This is a genomic window from Stenotrophomonas sp. MMGLT7, assembly GCF_021168555.1.
In the GTDB taxonomy this organism is placed as follows: domain Bacteria; phylum Pseudomonadota; class Gammaproteobacteria; order Xanthomonadales; family Xanthomonadaceae; genus MMGLT7.
In genome coordinates, this window is record NZ_JAJOZS010000022.1 from 22,506 (window position 1) to 36,101 (window position 13,596).

At 68.7% G+C, this 13,596-nt stretch carries 12 protein-coding genes and 1 pseudogene; 8 read left to right on the forward strand and 5 right to left on the reverse strand.

The window, feature by feature from the left end; genetic code table 11:
- Window positions 1-23 precede the first annotated feature (23 nt).
- Window positions 24-239: pseudogene (locus tag LRX76_RS17855) on the forward strand (H-NS histone family protein); the annotation flags it as partial.
- A gap of 467 nt (window positions 240-706) precedes the next feature.
- Here LRX76_RS17855 and LRX76_RS17860 read toward each other — a convergent pair.
- Window positions 707-1,966 carry a threonine/serine exporter family protein gene (locus LRX76_RS17860; protein ID WP_231806981.1) on the reverse strand — a complete coding sequence of 420 codons (1,260 nt, stop codon included), beginning with the start codon at window positions 1,964-1,966 and terminating at the stop codon, window positions 707-709.
- A 336-nt stretch (window positions 1,967-2,302) separates the two neighbouring features.
- Here LRX76_RS17860 and LRX76_RS17865 point away from each other — a divergent pair, with 336 nt between their 5' ends.
- From LRX76_RS17865 to LRX76_RS17880, 4 genes are all read left to right on the forward strand, one after another.
- Window positions 2,303-3,415 (forward strand): MlaE family lipid ABC transporter permease subunit, encoded by a 1,113-nt coding sequence (locus LRX76_RS17865; RefSeq protein WP_231806982.1) that lies wholly within the window; start codon window positions 2,303-2,305, stop codon window positions 3,413-3,415.
- 76 nt (window positions 3,416-3,491) lie between these two features.
- Window positions 3,492-4,343, forward strand: a complete 852-nt coding sequence (locus LRX76_RS17870) for an ABC transporter ATP-binding protein (protein ID WP_231806983.1) — start codon at window positions 3,492-3,494, stop codon at window positions 4,341-4,343.
- A 61-nt stretch (window positions 4,344-4,404) separates the two neighbouring features.
- Complete coding sequence (locus LRX76_RS17875) at window positions 4,405-5,331, forward strand: MlaD family protein (protein WP_231806984.1); 927 nt, start codon at window positions 4,405-4,407, stop codon at window positions 5,329-5,331.
- Entirely contained in the window at window positions 5,328-5,960 is a 633-nt protein-coding gene (locus LRX76_RS17880; protein ID WP_231806985.1) for an ABC-type transport auxiliary lipoprotein family protein, read from the forward strand. The genes LRX76_RS17875 and LRX76_RS17880 overlap by 4 nt, the downstream gene beginning before the upstream one ends.
- A gap of 110 nt (window positions 5,961-6,070) precedes the next feature.
- Here the strand turns inward: LRX76_RS17880 and LRX76_RS17885 are convergent, their stop codons facing one another.
- Window positions 6,071-6,667 (reverse strand): alpha-ketoglutarate-dependent dioxygenase AlkB, encoded by a 597-nt coding sequence (locus tag LRX76_RS17885; RefSeq protein ID WP_231806986.1) that lies wholly within the window; start codon window positions 6,665-6,667, stop codon window positions 6,071-6,073.
- 140 nt (window positions 6,668-6,807) lie between these two features.
- On the opposite strand from LRX76_RS17885, the gene LRX76_RS17890 reads away from it, so the two are divergent.
- Entirely contained in the window at window positions 6,808-8,472 is a 1,665-nt protein-coding gene (locus LRX76_RS17890; RefSeq protein ID WP_231806987.1) for an electron transfer flavoprotein-ubiquinone oxidoreductase, read from the forward strand.
- A gap of 229 nt (window positions 8,473-8,701) precedes the next feature.
- On the opposite strand, the gene LRX76_RS17895 is transcribed toward LRX76_RS17890, so the two are convergent.
- Both LRX76_RS17895 and LRX76_RS17900 read right to left on the reverse strand, forming a co-directional pair.
- Window positions 8,702-9,337 (reverse strand): CoA transferase subunit B, encoded by a 636-nt coding sequence (locus tag LRX76_RS17895; protein ID WP_231806988.1) that lies wholly within the window; start codon window positions 9,335-9,337, stop codon window positions 8,702-8,704.
- Window positions 9,338-9,412: 75 nt separating this feature from the next.
- A complete protein-coding gene (locus LRX76_RS17900; protein WP_231806989.1) occupies window positions 9,413-10,141 on the reverse strand; it encodes a CoA transferase subunit A in 729 nt (242 codons plus the stop codon).
- Window positions 10,142-10,289: 148 nt separating this feature from the next.
- On the opposite strand from LRX76_RS17900, the gene LRX76_RS17905 reads away from it, so the two are divergent.
- Together LRX76_RS17905 and LRX76_RS17910 are read left to right on the forward strand one after the other, a co-directional pair.
- On the forward strand, window positions 10,290-11,636 hold the full coding sequence (locus LRX76_RS17905) for a phosphomannomutase (protein WP_231806990.1): 1,347 nt from the start codon (window positions 10,290-10,292) through the stop codon (window positions 11,634-11,636).
- Window positions 11,637-11,660: 24 nt separating this feature from the next.
- The gene (locus LRX76_RS17910) at window positions 11,661-13,064 is read left to right on the forward strand and encodes a mannose-1-phosphate guanylyltransferase/mannose-6-phosphate isomerase (RefSeq protein WP_231806991.1); all 1,404 of its coding nucleotides are present in this window, start codon (window positions 11,661-11,663) and stop codon (window positions 13,062-13,064) included.
- Window positions 13,065-13,219: 155 nt separating this feature from the next.
- Here the strand turns inward: LRX76_RS17910 and LRX76_RS17915 are convergent.
- Window positions 13,220-13,596, reverse strand: a 377-nt coding sequence (locus LRX76_RS17915; RefSeq protein WP_231806992.1) for a sugar nucleotide-binding protein, incomplete at its 5' end; no start/stop codon positions are given.

Consider the following 13,596-nt stretch of genomic DNA (forward strand, 5'->3'; position numbering starts at 1 on the left):
CCGCCCCGCCCTCCGCATAACCCATCGAAGAGATGTGGGGGGGTGGGGCCGCGCCGGCAGCGCGCGGCCGCAAGACCGTGGCCAAGCCCGGCCCGAAGGCCGGCCGCAAGCTCGGCAAGGTGCCGCCGAAGTACCGCAATCCCGCCAATACCAAGGAGACCTGGACCGGTCGCGGCAAACAGCCGCGCTGGCTGGCCGAACTGACCGCTGCCGGCAAGAAGGTCGAGGATTTCCTGATCAAGAAGTAATCGATTCGATCCGGATCGTTACTCGACGGAACGCCGGCAGCGATTGCCGGCGTTTTCCGTTGGTCCTGACCATACCGGTGCGGGTACATCGAATTGACCGCTTATCCCGCCCCAGCTTGGATAAGCGAAGCGCACCCCGGCCATTGTTCATCCCGGCCACGCTTCGCCTGTCCGGTCATTGCCGCCGATCCAGTACCCGGCCCATTCCCGCATCGACAGCAGGCCTCTGTTCCCGATGTGAAGAAGTCTTTGTCATTCGGCCGGGTTCAACGCCGAATGAAGGATGCCCACTCGTTCCCCGAATCCACCAGGCCAGAACTACGGATGGCGGGATATCGGTCAAGCCTTCGATAATAAAGCCAACAACCACGCTCGGAAGCATCGGGCATGCATCCGTGCCGGAACCCGGTGCCCGCACGGCCCGGCGGCGCATACGCCGGCCGCGCCAAGGCCGCGGATCAGAGGTTCTTGCGCGCCGGGAACAGCAGGTTCCCGAACAGCAGCCCCGCCACCAGCGCCATCACCACGTTGGTCACCGCCAGGAAGGCCGACTGTCCCACGTGCACGTCCTGCTGCTGCACCAGGGTGAGCAGGCCGCGCAGGCTGGTGCTGCCGGGCACCAGCATGATGATGCCGGGCAGCCGGATCAGCGCGCCGGGACGCTGCATCAGGCGGCCGAACAGGTTGCCGCCGGCGGTCAGCAGCATGGCCGACAGGAACACGCCGGTCGGGCTGCCCCAGTGCCCGCCGGCGAAGCGGGCGATCATGTAGCTGGCCATCGCCGCCGCCATCACCCACAGGTAGTCGCGGCCGCGGACCTTGAACAGCAGCGCGAAGGCATAGGCCGCCACCCCCATCGATACCCATTCCAGCCAGGGCGCCTGCGAATGGCTGGCGCGCACGTGCGGCTCCAGCCCGACCAGCCGCGCCAGCGTCACCGCGATCACCGCGCCCACGGTCAGCTTGAGCACCGTGGTCAGCGCACCGGCGAAACGCGCGGTGCCCGAGACCCAGTGCTGGCTGGCCAGCTCGTTGACCGCGTTGGTCAGCGACATGCCCGGCAACAGCACCACCAGCGAGGCGATGATCACGGTGTTCAGGTTCAGCGGCCCGACCCAGGTGGCCACCAGGGTGGCGACGAAGCCGGCCAGCAATGCCGCCAGCGCGTCGCCGGCCTCGCGAGTGGCCGGACGGCGGTCGGTGTACTGGCCGAGCAGGCCGATCAGCAGGCCGACCACGCTGGCGGTGGCGATGTCCAGCCACGGCAGCCGCCACAGCCCGGCCACGCCGGCGGCGGCCAGGCCGTAGCCGATCACCTGCATCCACTTCTCGCGCCGGCTAGGGCTGCGGTCGAGTTGGCGCAGCGCGGTGTGGCCCTGGGCGATGCTCATGCGCCCGCTGGCCACCGCGTCGGCGATCTGGTCGGCGACGCTGAGCTTGTACAGGTCGTTGTCGCCCGGGGCCAGGCGGATGACGCGGGTGATGTCGCTCGAGCCGATGGCCTTGGTCGGGTCGCTGAAGCTGAGGATCAGCCCGGTCGGGTTGGACCAGGGCTCGCAGTCCAGGTCCAGCTGCTGCGACAGCGCGATCACCGCCGCCTCCAGCCGCTGCGCGGTGGTGCCGTAGCTGTGCAGGCGCCCGGCGATCTCCGAGACGAAGGCCACGCGCTGGGCATAAGTGGCATTGGCGGAAGGACGTGCGGGAGCGTCGGCGATCATGGGGCGTCTGGGAGCGTGGGCGATGGAAACGTTCGAGGCGAAGTGCTTGACCACGGCAGGGCTGGCCGAAGCCCGCCGCGCGGGGCCGATTCTGTGACGATCCGCCGGCCTGCAGCGGCGCTGCGGGCCGGAACCGGCGCAAAAACGGACGGCACAGGCGGGCTTGGCGGCCCGGACGGCTTCTGCCACCCACGCTCCCGAAGGAAAAGGCAGCGGCGGTTGCGCAGTGTATGTCCATCCGCGGACGCGGGCAGCGCCCGGCGCGTCCTGCGTCGATCGGCCATGCGTGCATCCGCCGTTGACAGTGAACAGGTATGCTCGCCGCACGGAACCCCAATGATCGAATCCCAGCCACCCGCATTCACCCAGGACGCCAGCGATCCCAAGCGGATCAGCCTCGCCGGCAGCTGGACGCTCGACACCGCGATGGCAGCGGCGCAGACCCTGCGCAAGCTGCCCGACAGCGTCGACCGGCTCGATGCCAGCGGCGTGCTACAGCTCGACTCGGCCGGCGTCCTGCTGCTGCTGCGCCACGCCGCGCACCACGGCATGCCGGCCGACGGCCTGAAGTTCCGCGACGACCACCGCGCGCTGGTCGCCACCATCGAGGAGGTGTCCGACGCGCGGCCGCCGGCCAAGCGCGACTACGGCTTCGTGGCGGCGCTGGAGCGGATGGGCATGACCGTGGCCAACGTCGGCAACGACATCGTCGCGCTGGCCGGCTTCCTCGGCCAGAACCTGGTCAAGATCGCGCGGCTGCTGCGGCAGCCACGCCGCCTGCGTGCCACCGCCACCGTCTACCACATGGAACACGTGGGCCTGGACGCGGTACCGCTGGTGGTGCTGCTGTCGTACCTGGTCGGCGCGGTGATCGCCTTCCTCGGCTCGACGATCCTGCGCGATTTCGGCGCGGAGATCTTCGTGGTCGAACTGGTCTCCATCGCCACCCTGCGCGAACTGGCGCCGCTGATGACCGCCATCGTCGTGGCCGGGCGTACCGCCAGCGCCTTCACCGCGCAGATCGGCGCGATGAAGTCGCGCGAGGAGATCGACGCCATCCAGACCCTGGGGCTGGACCCGATCGACCTGCTGGTGATCCCGCGCGTGCTGGCGCTGCTGGTGATGCTGCCGCTGCTGACCTTCATCGCGATGACCGCCGGCCTGGCCGGCGGCGTCACCGTGGGCGCGTTCGACCTGGACATCCCGCCGCAGATGTACCTGGCGCGCATGCACGAGACCCTCGAGGTGCGGCACATGCTAGTGGGCCTGTCCAAGACGCCGTTGTTCGCGCTGGTGATCGCCCTGATCGGCTGCCTGGAGGGCCTGAAGGTCCAGGGCACCGCGCAGTCGGTGGGCGAGCGCACCACCTCCAGCGTGGTGCAGACCATCGCGCTGGTGATCATCATCGATGCGCTGGCGGCGTTGTGGTTCATGAAGATGGGGTGGTGATGATGGCGGGAATCGGGAATCGGGAAGGGAGAATCGGTGAGGCCGGGCGGCTGACGGCTGGCAGGGGGCTCTTGCCTTGACCAATCCCCAACCCCCGATCCCCGATCCCGACGGCGACGAAGTCGCCATCCGCGTACGCGGGCTGGTCAACCGCTTCGGCAGCCAGGTGGTGCACGAAGGGCTGGACCTGGACGTTCGCCGCGGCGAGATCCTGGGCGTGGTCGGCGGCTCGGGCACCGGCAAGTCGGTGCTGATGCGCGCCATCCTCGGCCTGCGCAGGCCCGACGCCGGCCACATCGAGGTGCTCGGCGTGGACACCGACACCGGCGATGCCGGCGCGCGCCTGCACATCGAGCGCAACACCGGCGTGCTGTTCCAGGACGGGGCGCTGTTCTCCTCGCTCAGCGTCGGCGAGAACGTGGAGGTGCCGCTCAAGGAGCACCACCCCGAGCTGCCGGAGACCTGGCGCTACGAGCTGGCGCTGCTGAAGATCAAGCTGGCCGGGCTGCCGGCCGAGGCGCTGGACAAGCTGCCCTCGCAACTGTCCGGCGGCATGCGCAAGCGCGCCGGGCTGGCGCGCGCGCTGGCGCTGGACCCGCCGCTGCTGTTCCTGGACGAACCCACCGCCGGCCTGGACCCGATCGGCGCCACCGCCTTCGACGAGCTGCTCAAGACCCTGCAGGAGGCCCTGGGCCTGACCGTGTTCCTGATCACCCACGACCTGGACACCCTGTACGCCATCTGCGACCGGGTGGCGGTGCTGGCCGACCGCAAGGTCATCGCCACCGCGCCGCTGGCGGAGATCGAGAAGATCGACCATCCGTGGATCCAGGAGTACTTCCACGGCCCGCGCGCGCGTTCGGCGCGCGAAAGCTGGGAATCGAGAATCGGCAATCGGGAATCGGCGGTTCCCGCGCCTCCTCCTTGACCCGACAGGACGCACCGCTCTTTCGATTCCCCATTCCCCATTCCCCATTCCCGGCCCCAGCATGGAAAACAAAGCCAACTACGTCCTGATCGGCGCCTTCACCCTGGTGGTGGGCATCGCCCTGCTGCTGTTCGGCCTGTGGGCGGCGAAGTATTCCTCCGACCGCACCTGGCAGGACTACCGGGTGGTGTTCCGCGAGGCGGTGACCGGCCTGACCGTGGGCAGCCCGGTGCAGTACAACGGCATCGCGGTCGGCTCGATCACCGAGCTGACGCTGGCACCGAACGATCCGCGCCAGGTGGTCGCGCGCGTGCGCCTCAACTCCACCACCCCGATCAAGACCGACACCCGCGCCAAGCTGGCCATCACCAGCCTCACCGGCCCGGCCATCATCCAGCTCAGCGGCGGCACGCCCGAGGCCACCCCGCTCACCGAGGTCGACAAGAGCGATGCGCCGATCATCCAGACCTCGCCCTCGGCGCTGCAGAACATCGCCGACACCGCCAACCGCATCGTCGAGCGCATGGACCAGGTGCTCAGCGACGCGAACGTGGCCAGCATCAGCGCCACGCTGAAGAACCTTGAGACTATCAGCGGCACCATCGCCGACCGCGACCAGGGCATGCAGTCGCTGATCGCCAGCGCCCGCGACGCCGCGCGCAACCTCGATGCCACCCTGTCCACCACCAACGGCACCATCAAGCGCCTGGACCAGAACCTGGTGCAGCAGCTGCCGCAGATCCTGGACAAGCTCGACACCACGCTGGCCAAGCTGGATTCGGCCGCCGGCAACGCCGATTCGATCCTGGGCGAGAACCGCGCGGCCATCAACAGCTTCGCCAACGACGGCCTCGGACAGCTCGGCCCCACCCTGACCGAGCTGCGCGGGCTGATCCGCGACCTGCGCCAGGTCAGCGACCGCCTCGAGAACAACCCCGCGCGCTACCTGCTCGGCCGCGACGCGCCCAAGGAGTTCGATCCCAAATGAAGCCGACACCTCGCCTCCGCCTGCTGTTCCCGCTGTTGCTGCTGCCACTGTCGGCCTGCTCGCTGCTCGCCAGCGGCAGCCGCGACGCGGTCACCATCTATGCCCCGCAGGTGAGCGTGGCCCCGGACCCGGCCTGGCCGCAGGTCGCCTGGCAGCTGTCCGTCGCCAAGCCCAGCGCGGCGCGGATCGTGGACAGCCCGCGCATCAACGTGCGGCCGAGCCCGGACGAGCTGGAGGTCTACCGCGGCGTGACCTGGGCGCAGTCGGCCACCGACATGGTCGAGGACAGCGTGCTGCGCGCGTTCGAGGATTCCGGCCGCATCGCCGGGGTGGCGCGCTCGGCCACCGGCATCCGCGCCGACTACCGGCTGGTGCTGGACCTGCGCCGCTTCGAGGCCGACTACGCCGGGCAGGCCCTGCCCGCGGCCACCATCGAGCTCAATGCCAAGCTGCTGCACAACATCGACCAGCGCATCGTCGCCTCGCGCACGTTCGTACAGGCGGTGCCGGCCGCCACCACCGGCACCGCGGATGTGGCCAAGGCCTTCGAGCAGGCGTTGTCCAAGGCGACCTCCGACGTGGTCGGCTGGACCCTCACCAGCGGCCAGGCCGACAGCACGCGCCTGTAATTGTGGAGCGCCTGTAGGAGCGACCGTAGGAGCGACTTCAGTCGCGATGGGGCTTTCCCGGTAGAGCCCGGTCGCGACTGAAGTCGCTCCTACGGTCGCTCCTACAGGTTCTATCCCTGCCCAACCGGCGACCCGCCGATCAGCCGGAACGTCAGGTTGATCCGCTCGCCCACCGGCCTGGCCGTGCGCGGCAGCGAATGGTGGTAGAGCGCCTGGGTATCCCCGCCCATCAGCAGCAGGTCGCCCGGCCCCAGGTCCAGGTCGCGCCGCAGCGGCCGCTCGCGGCGATGACGAAAGGCGAAGCGCCGCGTCGCCCCAAGGCTCAGCGAGGCGATCAACGGCTGCGGCCCCAGCTCGCGCTCGTCGTCGCTGTGCCAGCCCATGCTGTCGTGTCCGTCGCGGTAGCGGTTGAGCAGCACGCTGTTGAAGGCGCAGCCGGTCTCGGCCGCCAGCCGTGCGCGCAGTTCCTGCAACGCCGGCGTCCACGGGCGCGGCTCGAAACGCGTGCCCGAATAGCGGTACGCGGCGTCCGCATCGCCCACCCAGCAGCTGAGCCGCGGCGAGTCCACCATCCGCCCGAACATGCGGATGCGATGCACCTCCCAGGGCACCTGCCGCACGAGCCGCTCCAACAGGTCCGCCGACGCCGGTGCCGGCAGCCATTGCGGCAGCCACTGGATGTCCGCACCGGGAAGATCGATCCGCATGCGCGCACGCTAGCAAACCCTGGCAGAAGACACAGCCGATCTGCGGCAACGCAGCATCCGGGCATTCATGCGACACATTGCCCCTGCCCCCACAAACCTCGAAAATGCCTGCAGCCATCGAGCCAACGGGAGTGGGATTCATGACGGGAACGGGAGGCGGCGCCGTCGCGCCGGATGCAATACCGCGCGACGTGATGGAGTACGACGTCGTCACCGTGGGCGCTGGCCCGGCAGGACTGGCGTTCGCCATCCGGCTCAAGCAGCTGAATCCCGAGATCTCGGTGTGCGTGATCGAGAAGGCCAGCACGGTCGGTGCGCAGATCCTGTCCGGCGCGGTGATCGAGCCCGCGCCGCTGGATGCCCTGCTGCCCGGCTGGCGCGACAACCCGCCGCCGATCTGCGTGCCGGCCACCGAGGACGAGATGTGGCTGCTGGACAAGCAGAGCGGCCGCAAGTTCCCGGTCGTGCCGCCGGGCATGCGCAACCATGGCAACTTCATCGTCAGCCTGGGCGCGATGTGCGCATGGCTGGCACCGCAGGCCGAAGCGCTGGGCGTGGAGATCTACCCGGGCTTCGCCGCCGCCGAGACGCTGCACGACAGCGCGCCTGATGGAAGCGTCGGCAAGGTGATCGGCGTACGCATCGGCGACATGGGCGTGGCCCGCGACGGATCGCACAAGCCCGGCTACACCCCCGGCATCGACATCCACGCCAAGGTCACGGTGCTGGCCGAGGGCGCGCGCGGGCACCTGACCAAGCGCCTGGTCAAGCGTTTCGCGCTGGACGCCGACAGCGACCCGCAGGCCTACTCCATTGGCATCAAGGAACTGTGGCAGCTGCCCGAGGGCCGCGTCATGCCCGGCAAGATCGTGCACACGCTGGGCTGGCCGGCCGACACCCGCACCTATGGCGGCAGCTTCCTCTACCACCTGGACAACAACCAGGTCGCGCTGGGCTATGTCAGCGGACTGGACTACCGCGACCCCGAGTACAAGCCGTGGGAGGCCTTCCAGCAGTGGAAGAACCATCCGCTGATCGCGCCGCTGCTGGAGGGCGGCAACATCGTCTCGGCCGGTGCTCGCGCCATCGTCACCGGAGGCTGGCAGTCGTTGCCGAAGGTGGAGATGCCCGGCGCGCTGCTGATCGGCGACACCGCCGGCCTGCTCAACGTGCCCAAGATCAAGGGCACCCACCAGGCCATCCGTTCCGGCATGCTGGCCGCCGAGCACCTGGCGGCGTCGCAGCTGGCGCCGGAGGGCTTCGACGACCGGCTGCGCGGCTCGGAGGTGATGAGCGAACTGCGGCAGGTGCGCAACATCAAGCCCGGCTTCAAGAAAGGACTGTGGTTCGGCATGCTCAACGGCGCCTGGGAAACCCTGGTCAAGGGCGCCTCGCCATGGACGCTGAGGGTCACGCCGGACTGGTCGTCGCTGGACAAGGTCGGCGAGCACGAGGAACCCAAGCGCGACTACGTGCAGCGCACCCTGCCCCCGCGCGACCGCCTGGCCGGCGTCTACTTCGCCGCCACCGAGCACGACGAGGACCAGCCGGTGCACCTGCGCGTGCACGACACCTCGATCTGCGTCACCCGCTGCGCCGAGGAGTACGACAATCCCTGCACCCGCTTCTGCCCGGCGGCGGTCTACGAGATCGTCGAGGACGCCGCCGCCGAACACGGCAAGCGCCTGCAGATCAACGCCGCCAACTGCGTGCACTGCAAGACCTGCGACATCAAGGATCCCTACCAGATCATCGACTGGGTGACGCCTGAAGGCGGCTCGGGGCCGAACTACCAGAATCTTTGAGCGGTTCGGCCGGAATACGACCACGGAAGGGAGTTTCGCCGGGGTCTTTCCATCGCAGGTCGGCCCCACGCCCCGACTCCTCGCAATCCAGGCGCCCAGGCGTGTCGGCCGAGTGGGGCCGATAGAGGGCGTGCTTCCACCCCGGGATCGACCGGGAATCGGTATAGGGCGAAGCCTCCGGCTTTGCCCTTCGTTCTTCGATCTTGCCAGCGCCGCGAGCCGCGACGGATCAGGCCGGGTGCGTGAACTCCGCTCCGGTCTTCTGCCGCAGTTCTTCCTCGCTCACGCCATCGGCGGTTTCCACCAGCACCAGTCCGTCTGCGGTGACATCGAACACCGCCAGGTCGGTGATGATGCGGTCGACCACGCCCACGCCGGTCAGCGGCAGGTCGCACTCGCGCAGGATCTTGTGGCTGCCGTCCTTGGCCACGTGCTCCATCAGCGCCACCACGCGCTTGACGCCGGCCACCAGGTCCATCGCCCCGCCCATGCCCTTGACCATCTTGCCGGGCACCATCCAGTTGGCCAGGTCGCCGCCGGCGGTGACCTGCATGGCGCCGAGGATCGCCAGGTCGACGTGGCCGCCGCGGATCATCGCGAACGAATCATGGCTGCCGAAGTAGCTGGAGCCGGGGCGGGCGGTCACGGTCTGCTTGCCGGCGTTGATCAGGTCGGCGTCGATCTCGTCCTCGGTCGGGAACGGGCCGATGCCCAGCAGGCCGTTCTCCGACTGCAGCCATACGTCCACGCCCTCGGGAATGTGGTTGGCCACCAGGGTCGGCAGGCCGATGCCGAGGTTGACGTACATGCCGTCGGCCAGTTCGCGCGCGGCGCGCGCGGCCATCTGCTCGCGGGTCCAGGGCATCTCAGTCTCTCCTATTCGAAATTCGATATGGCCATCGCGGCCGGTGCCGATGCGGCACCGGCCAAGCGCATTCGCTCAGGCCTGGCGCACGGTGCGTTGTTCGATCCGCTTTTCCGGGTGCGGGTTGTGGACGATGCGATCGACGTAGATGCCCGGCAGGTGCACCTGGTCCGGGTCCAGCGCGCCCAGCGGCACGACCTCCTCGACCTCGGCGATGCACAGCTGCCCGGCCATGGCGCAGGCGGGGTTGAAGTTGCGCGCGGTCTTGCGGAACACCAGGTTGCCGGCCGGATCGGCCTTCCAAGCCTTGACCAGGGCCACGTCGGCCCTGAGCGCGGTCTCCATCACGTACTGCTTGCCGTCGAACTCGCGCGTCTCCTTGCCCTCGGCGACCACCGTGCCGTAGCCGGTGGCGGTGTAGAAGGCGGGGATCCCGGCACCGCCGGCGCGCAGGCGCTCGGCCAGCGTGCCCTGCGGATTGAACTCCAGCTCCAGTTCGCCGGACAGGAACTGGCGCTCGAACTCCTTGTTCTCGCCGACGTAGGAGGAAATCATCCTGCGCACCTGCCGGGTCGCCAGCAGCAGGCCCAGGCCGAAGCCGTCCACGCCGGCGTTGTTGGAGATCACCGTCAGGTCCTTGACCCCCGAGTCGCGCAGCGCCTCGATCAACGCCTCGGGGATGCCGCACAGCCCGAAGCCGCCGACCGCCAGGGTCTGGCCGTCGGCCACCACGTCGGACAGGGCCGCGGCGGCACCGGGGTAGAGTTTCTTGCCGCGCAGCGCGGTCGCAGGAATGTCGCTCATCGCAAGCCGTCTCGGTGTGATCCGGCGCCCATTCTAGCCACTGCGGGTCCATCTCCCCCTTGGACTTTCGTTCATTGCGCGGAACCCATCGGCCGCTTTCTGGCCGCTAGAATGGCCGACACGTCGCTCTACCTAAGGATGGCACCCCATGACACTTCCCGCCTTCAAGGCCTATGACATCCGTGGCCGCGTGCCGGACGAACTCAACGAGGACCTGGCGCGCCGCATCGGCGTGGCGCTGTCCGACCAGCTCGGCCCCGGTCCGGTCGTGGTGGGCCACGACATCCGCCTGACCAGCCCGGCGCTGCAGCAGGCGCTGTCCTCGGGACTGCGCAGCGTCGGCCGCGAAGTGATCGACATCGGCCAGTGCGGCACCGAGGAAGTCTATTTCCAGGTCGACCACCTGGGAGCGGCGGGCGGGGCGATGGTGACCGCCAGCCACAACCCGATGGACTACAACGGCATGAAGCTGGTGCGCGAGAACGCCAAGCCGATCAGCTCGGACACCGGCCTGCTGGCCATCTCCGATGCCGTCGAGGCGGACGACCAGCCCGCCGCCGAGCCACGCGCGGGCGAGCGTTCGCAGCCGGACAAGTCGGCCTATATCGAGCACCTGCTCGGCTACGTCGAACGCGACGCGCTCAAGCCGCTCAAGCTGGTGGTCAATGCCGGCAACGGCGGCGCCGGCGCGATCGTCGACCTGCTGGCCCCGCACCTGCCGTTCGAATTCGTGCGGATCTTCCACGAGCCCGATGGCCGCTTCCCCAACGGCATCCCCAACCCGCTGCTGCCGGAGAACCGCAAGGCGACCTCCGATGCGGTGCTGGAACACGGCGCCGACTTCGGCATCGCCTGGGACGGCGACTTCGACCGCTGCTTCTTCTTCGACCACCAGGGCAACTTCATCGAAGGCTACTACCTGGTGGGCCTGCTGGCGCAGTCGATCCTGGCCAAGCATCCCGGCGGCAAGATCGTGCACGATCCGCGGCTGGTGTGGAACACCGAGGAGATGGTCGAGCAGGCTGGCGGCGTGCCGGTGCTGTGCAAGAGCGGCCACGCCTTCATCAAGGAAAAGATGCGCGCCGAGGATGCCGTGTACGGCGGCGAGATGAGCGCGCACCATTATTTCCGCGAGTTCGCCTACGCCGATTCGGGCATGATCCCGTGGCTGCTGATCGCCGAACTGGTCGGCAAGACCGGCAAGTCGCTCGGCGACATGGTGTCCGAGCGCATCGCCCGCTTCCCGTGCAGCGGCGAGATCAACTTCAAGGTCACCGATGCCAAGGCCTCGGTCGCCCGGGTGATGGAACACTACGCCGCACTGTCGCCCAAACTCGACCACACTGATGGCATCAGCGCCGATTTCGGCGACTGGCGCTTCAACCTGCGCAGCTCCAACACCGAGCCGCTGCTGCGCCTGAACGTGGAATCGCGCGGCGATGCGTCGCTGATGGAAGCGCGTACCCAGGAAATCTCGTCGCTGCTGCAACGCTGAACCGTTCCCCTGAGACCCCATTACATGAGCAATATCGTTCCCGTCATCCTGTCCGGCGGTTCGGGCACGCGCCTGTGGCCGCTGTCGCGCGAGACCTATCCCAAGCAGTTCCTGCCGCTGGTCGGCGACAAGACCATGCTGCAGTCGACCTGGCTGCGCGTGGCCCCGGTCAGCGCGTCGGGGCCGATCATCGTGGCCAACGAGGAGCACCGCTTCGTCGCCGCCGAGCAACTGCAGGCGGTGGGCGTCAAGCCGGCGGCGATCCTGCTGGAACCCATCGGCAGGAACACTGCGCCGGCCATTGCCGTGGCGGCGCTGGAAGCCACCCGCGACGGCCAGGACGCCTTGCTGCTGGTGCTGCCCTCCGACCACGTGATCCGCGACGAGACCGCCTTCCGCAGCGCGATCGCGGTGGCGGCCAGCGCGGCCGAGGCCGGCAAGCTGGTGACCTTCGGCATCGTTCCCACCGCCCCGGAAACCGGCTACGGCTACATCAAGGCGGCCAGCGGCGAAGGGGTGCGCGCGGTGGAGAGCTTCGTCGAGAAGCCCGACCTGGACACCGCCAGGCAGTACGTGGCCTCGGGCGAGTATTTCTGGAACAGCGGCATGTTCCTGTTCAAGGCCTCGCGCTACCTGGAGGAGCTGGCACGCCTGCAGCCGCAGATGCTCGATGCCTGCCGCAAGGCCTGGGAACAGGCCAGGCGCGACCACGATTTCATCCGCCTGGACAAGCCGGCCTTCGAGGCCAGCCCGTCCGACTCGATCGACTACGCGGTGATGGAGAAGACCCGCGAGGTGGCGGTGCTGCCGCTGGATGCGGGCTGGAGCGACGTGGGGTCGTGGTCGGCGCTGCGCGACGTCTCCGAGCAGGACGCCGACGGCAATGCCCACCGCGGCGACGTCATCCAGATCGACTGCCACAACAGCTACGCCTACGGCGACCGGCTGATCGCGATGATCGGGCTGGACGATGTGATCGTGGTCGAGACGCCCGACGCGGTGCTGGTGGGCAGTGCCGACCACATCCAGCAGGTCAAGGACGTGGTGGCGCAGGTCAAGGCCAAGGGGCTGCCGCAGGCCACCTGGCACCGCAAGGTCTACCGCCCCTGGGGCGCCTACGACTCGATCGACAACGGCCAGCGCTTCCAGGTCAAGCGCATCACGGTCAAGCCCGGCGCCACGCTGAGCCTGCAGATGCACCACCACCGTGCCGAGCACTGGGTGGTGGTCAGCGGCACCGCCGAGGTCACCCGCGGCGACGAGGTGCTGCTGCTCACCGAGAACCAGAGCACCTACATCCCGCTGGGCGTGACCCATCGGCTGAAGAACCCGGGCAAGCTGCCGCTGGAACTGATCGAGGTGCAGTCCGGCAGCTACCTGGGCGAGGACGACATCGTGCGCTTCGAGGATACCTACGGGCGGGCGTAGCCCATCCACGGCCGCAGGGGCAACGAAGAACTCCCTGTAGGAGCGACTTCAGTCGCGATGAGGCTTCACCGGTAGAGCCCCATCGCGACTGAAGTCGCTCCTACAGGTCCTGCATTGGTCACCCTGAAGGGCGTTGGCTGTCAGAGAGCGCTGACTCACCCGCGCCGCAGTTCGCCGATCACCCGCGCCAGTCCCTCGCGCCAGTCCGGCAACGCGATGCCGAAGTCCTCGCGCAGCCGGGTCGTGTCCAGGCACGAGTAGCCCGGCCGCTTGGCCGGGGTCGGATAGTCCGCCGTCGTGATCGGCCGCACCCGCGGCGCCTTGGCCAGTACGCCCTGCGCCACCGCCTCGGCGAAGATCGCCTCGGCAAAGCCATGCCAGCTGGTCTGCCCGCGCGCGGTCAGATGCCAGGTGCCGGACAACTGGCCCGGATGCGCCAGCGCCTGCGCGGTGACCTCGGCGATCAGCGCCGCCGGCGTCGGCGTGCCGACCTGGTCGGCCACCACCGTCAGTTCCTCGCGCTCGGCGCCCA

What these genes read in the sequence shown, in the direction of transcription:
- LRX76_RS17860 (WP_231806981.1), bottom strand. Translation starts at nt 1,966, where the DNA reads ATGATCGCCGACGCTCCCGCACGTCCTTCCGCCAATGCCACTTATGCC.
- LRX76_RS17865 (WP_231806982.1), top strand. Translation starts at nt 2,303, where the DNA reads ATGATCGAATCCCAGCCACCCGCATTCACCCAGGACGCCAGCGATCCC.
- LRX76_RS17875 (WP_231806984.1), top strand. Translation starts at nt 4,405, where the DNA reads ATGGAAAACAAAGCCAACTACGTCCTGATCGGCGCCTTCACCCTGGTG.
- LRX76_RS17880 (WP_231806985.1), top strand. Translation starts at nt 5,328, where the DNA reads ATGAAGCCGACACCTCGCCTCCGCCTGCTGTTCCCGCTGTTGCTGCTG.
- LRX76_RS17885 (WP_231806986.1), bottom strand. Translation starts at nt 6,667, where the DNA reads ATGCGGATCGATCTTCCCGGTGCGGACATCCAGTGGCTGCCGCAATGG.
- LRX76_RS17890 (WP_231806987.1), top strand. Translation starts at nt 6,808, where the DNA reads ATGACGGGAACGGGAGGCGGCGCCGTCGCGCCGGATGCAATACCGCGC.
- LRX76_RS17895 (WP_231806988.1), bottom strand. Translation starts at nt 9,337, where the DNA reads ATGCCCTGGACCCGCGAGCAGATGGCCGCGCGCGCCGCGCGCGAACTG.
- LRX76_RS17900 (WP_231806989.1), bottom strand. Translation starts at nt 10,141, where the DNA reads ATGAGCGACATTCCTGCGACCGCGCTGCGCGGCAAGAAACTCTACCCC.
- LRX76_RS17905 (WP_231806990.1), top strand. Translation starts at nt 10,290, where the DNA reads ATGACACTTCCCGCCTTCAAGGCCTATGACATCCGTGGCCGCGTGCCG.
- LRX76_RS17910 (WP_231806991.1), top strand. Translation starts at nt 11,661, where the DNA reads ATGAGCAATATCGTTCCCGTCATCCTGTCCGGCGGTTCGGGCACGCGC.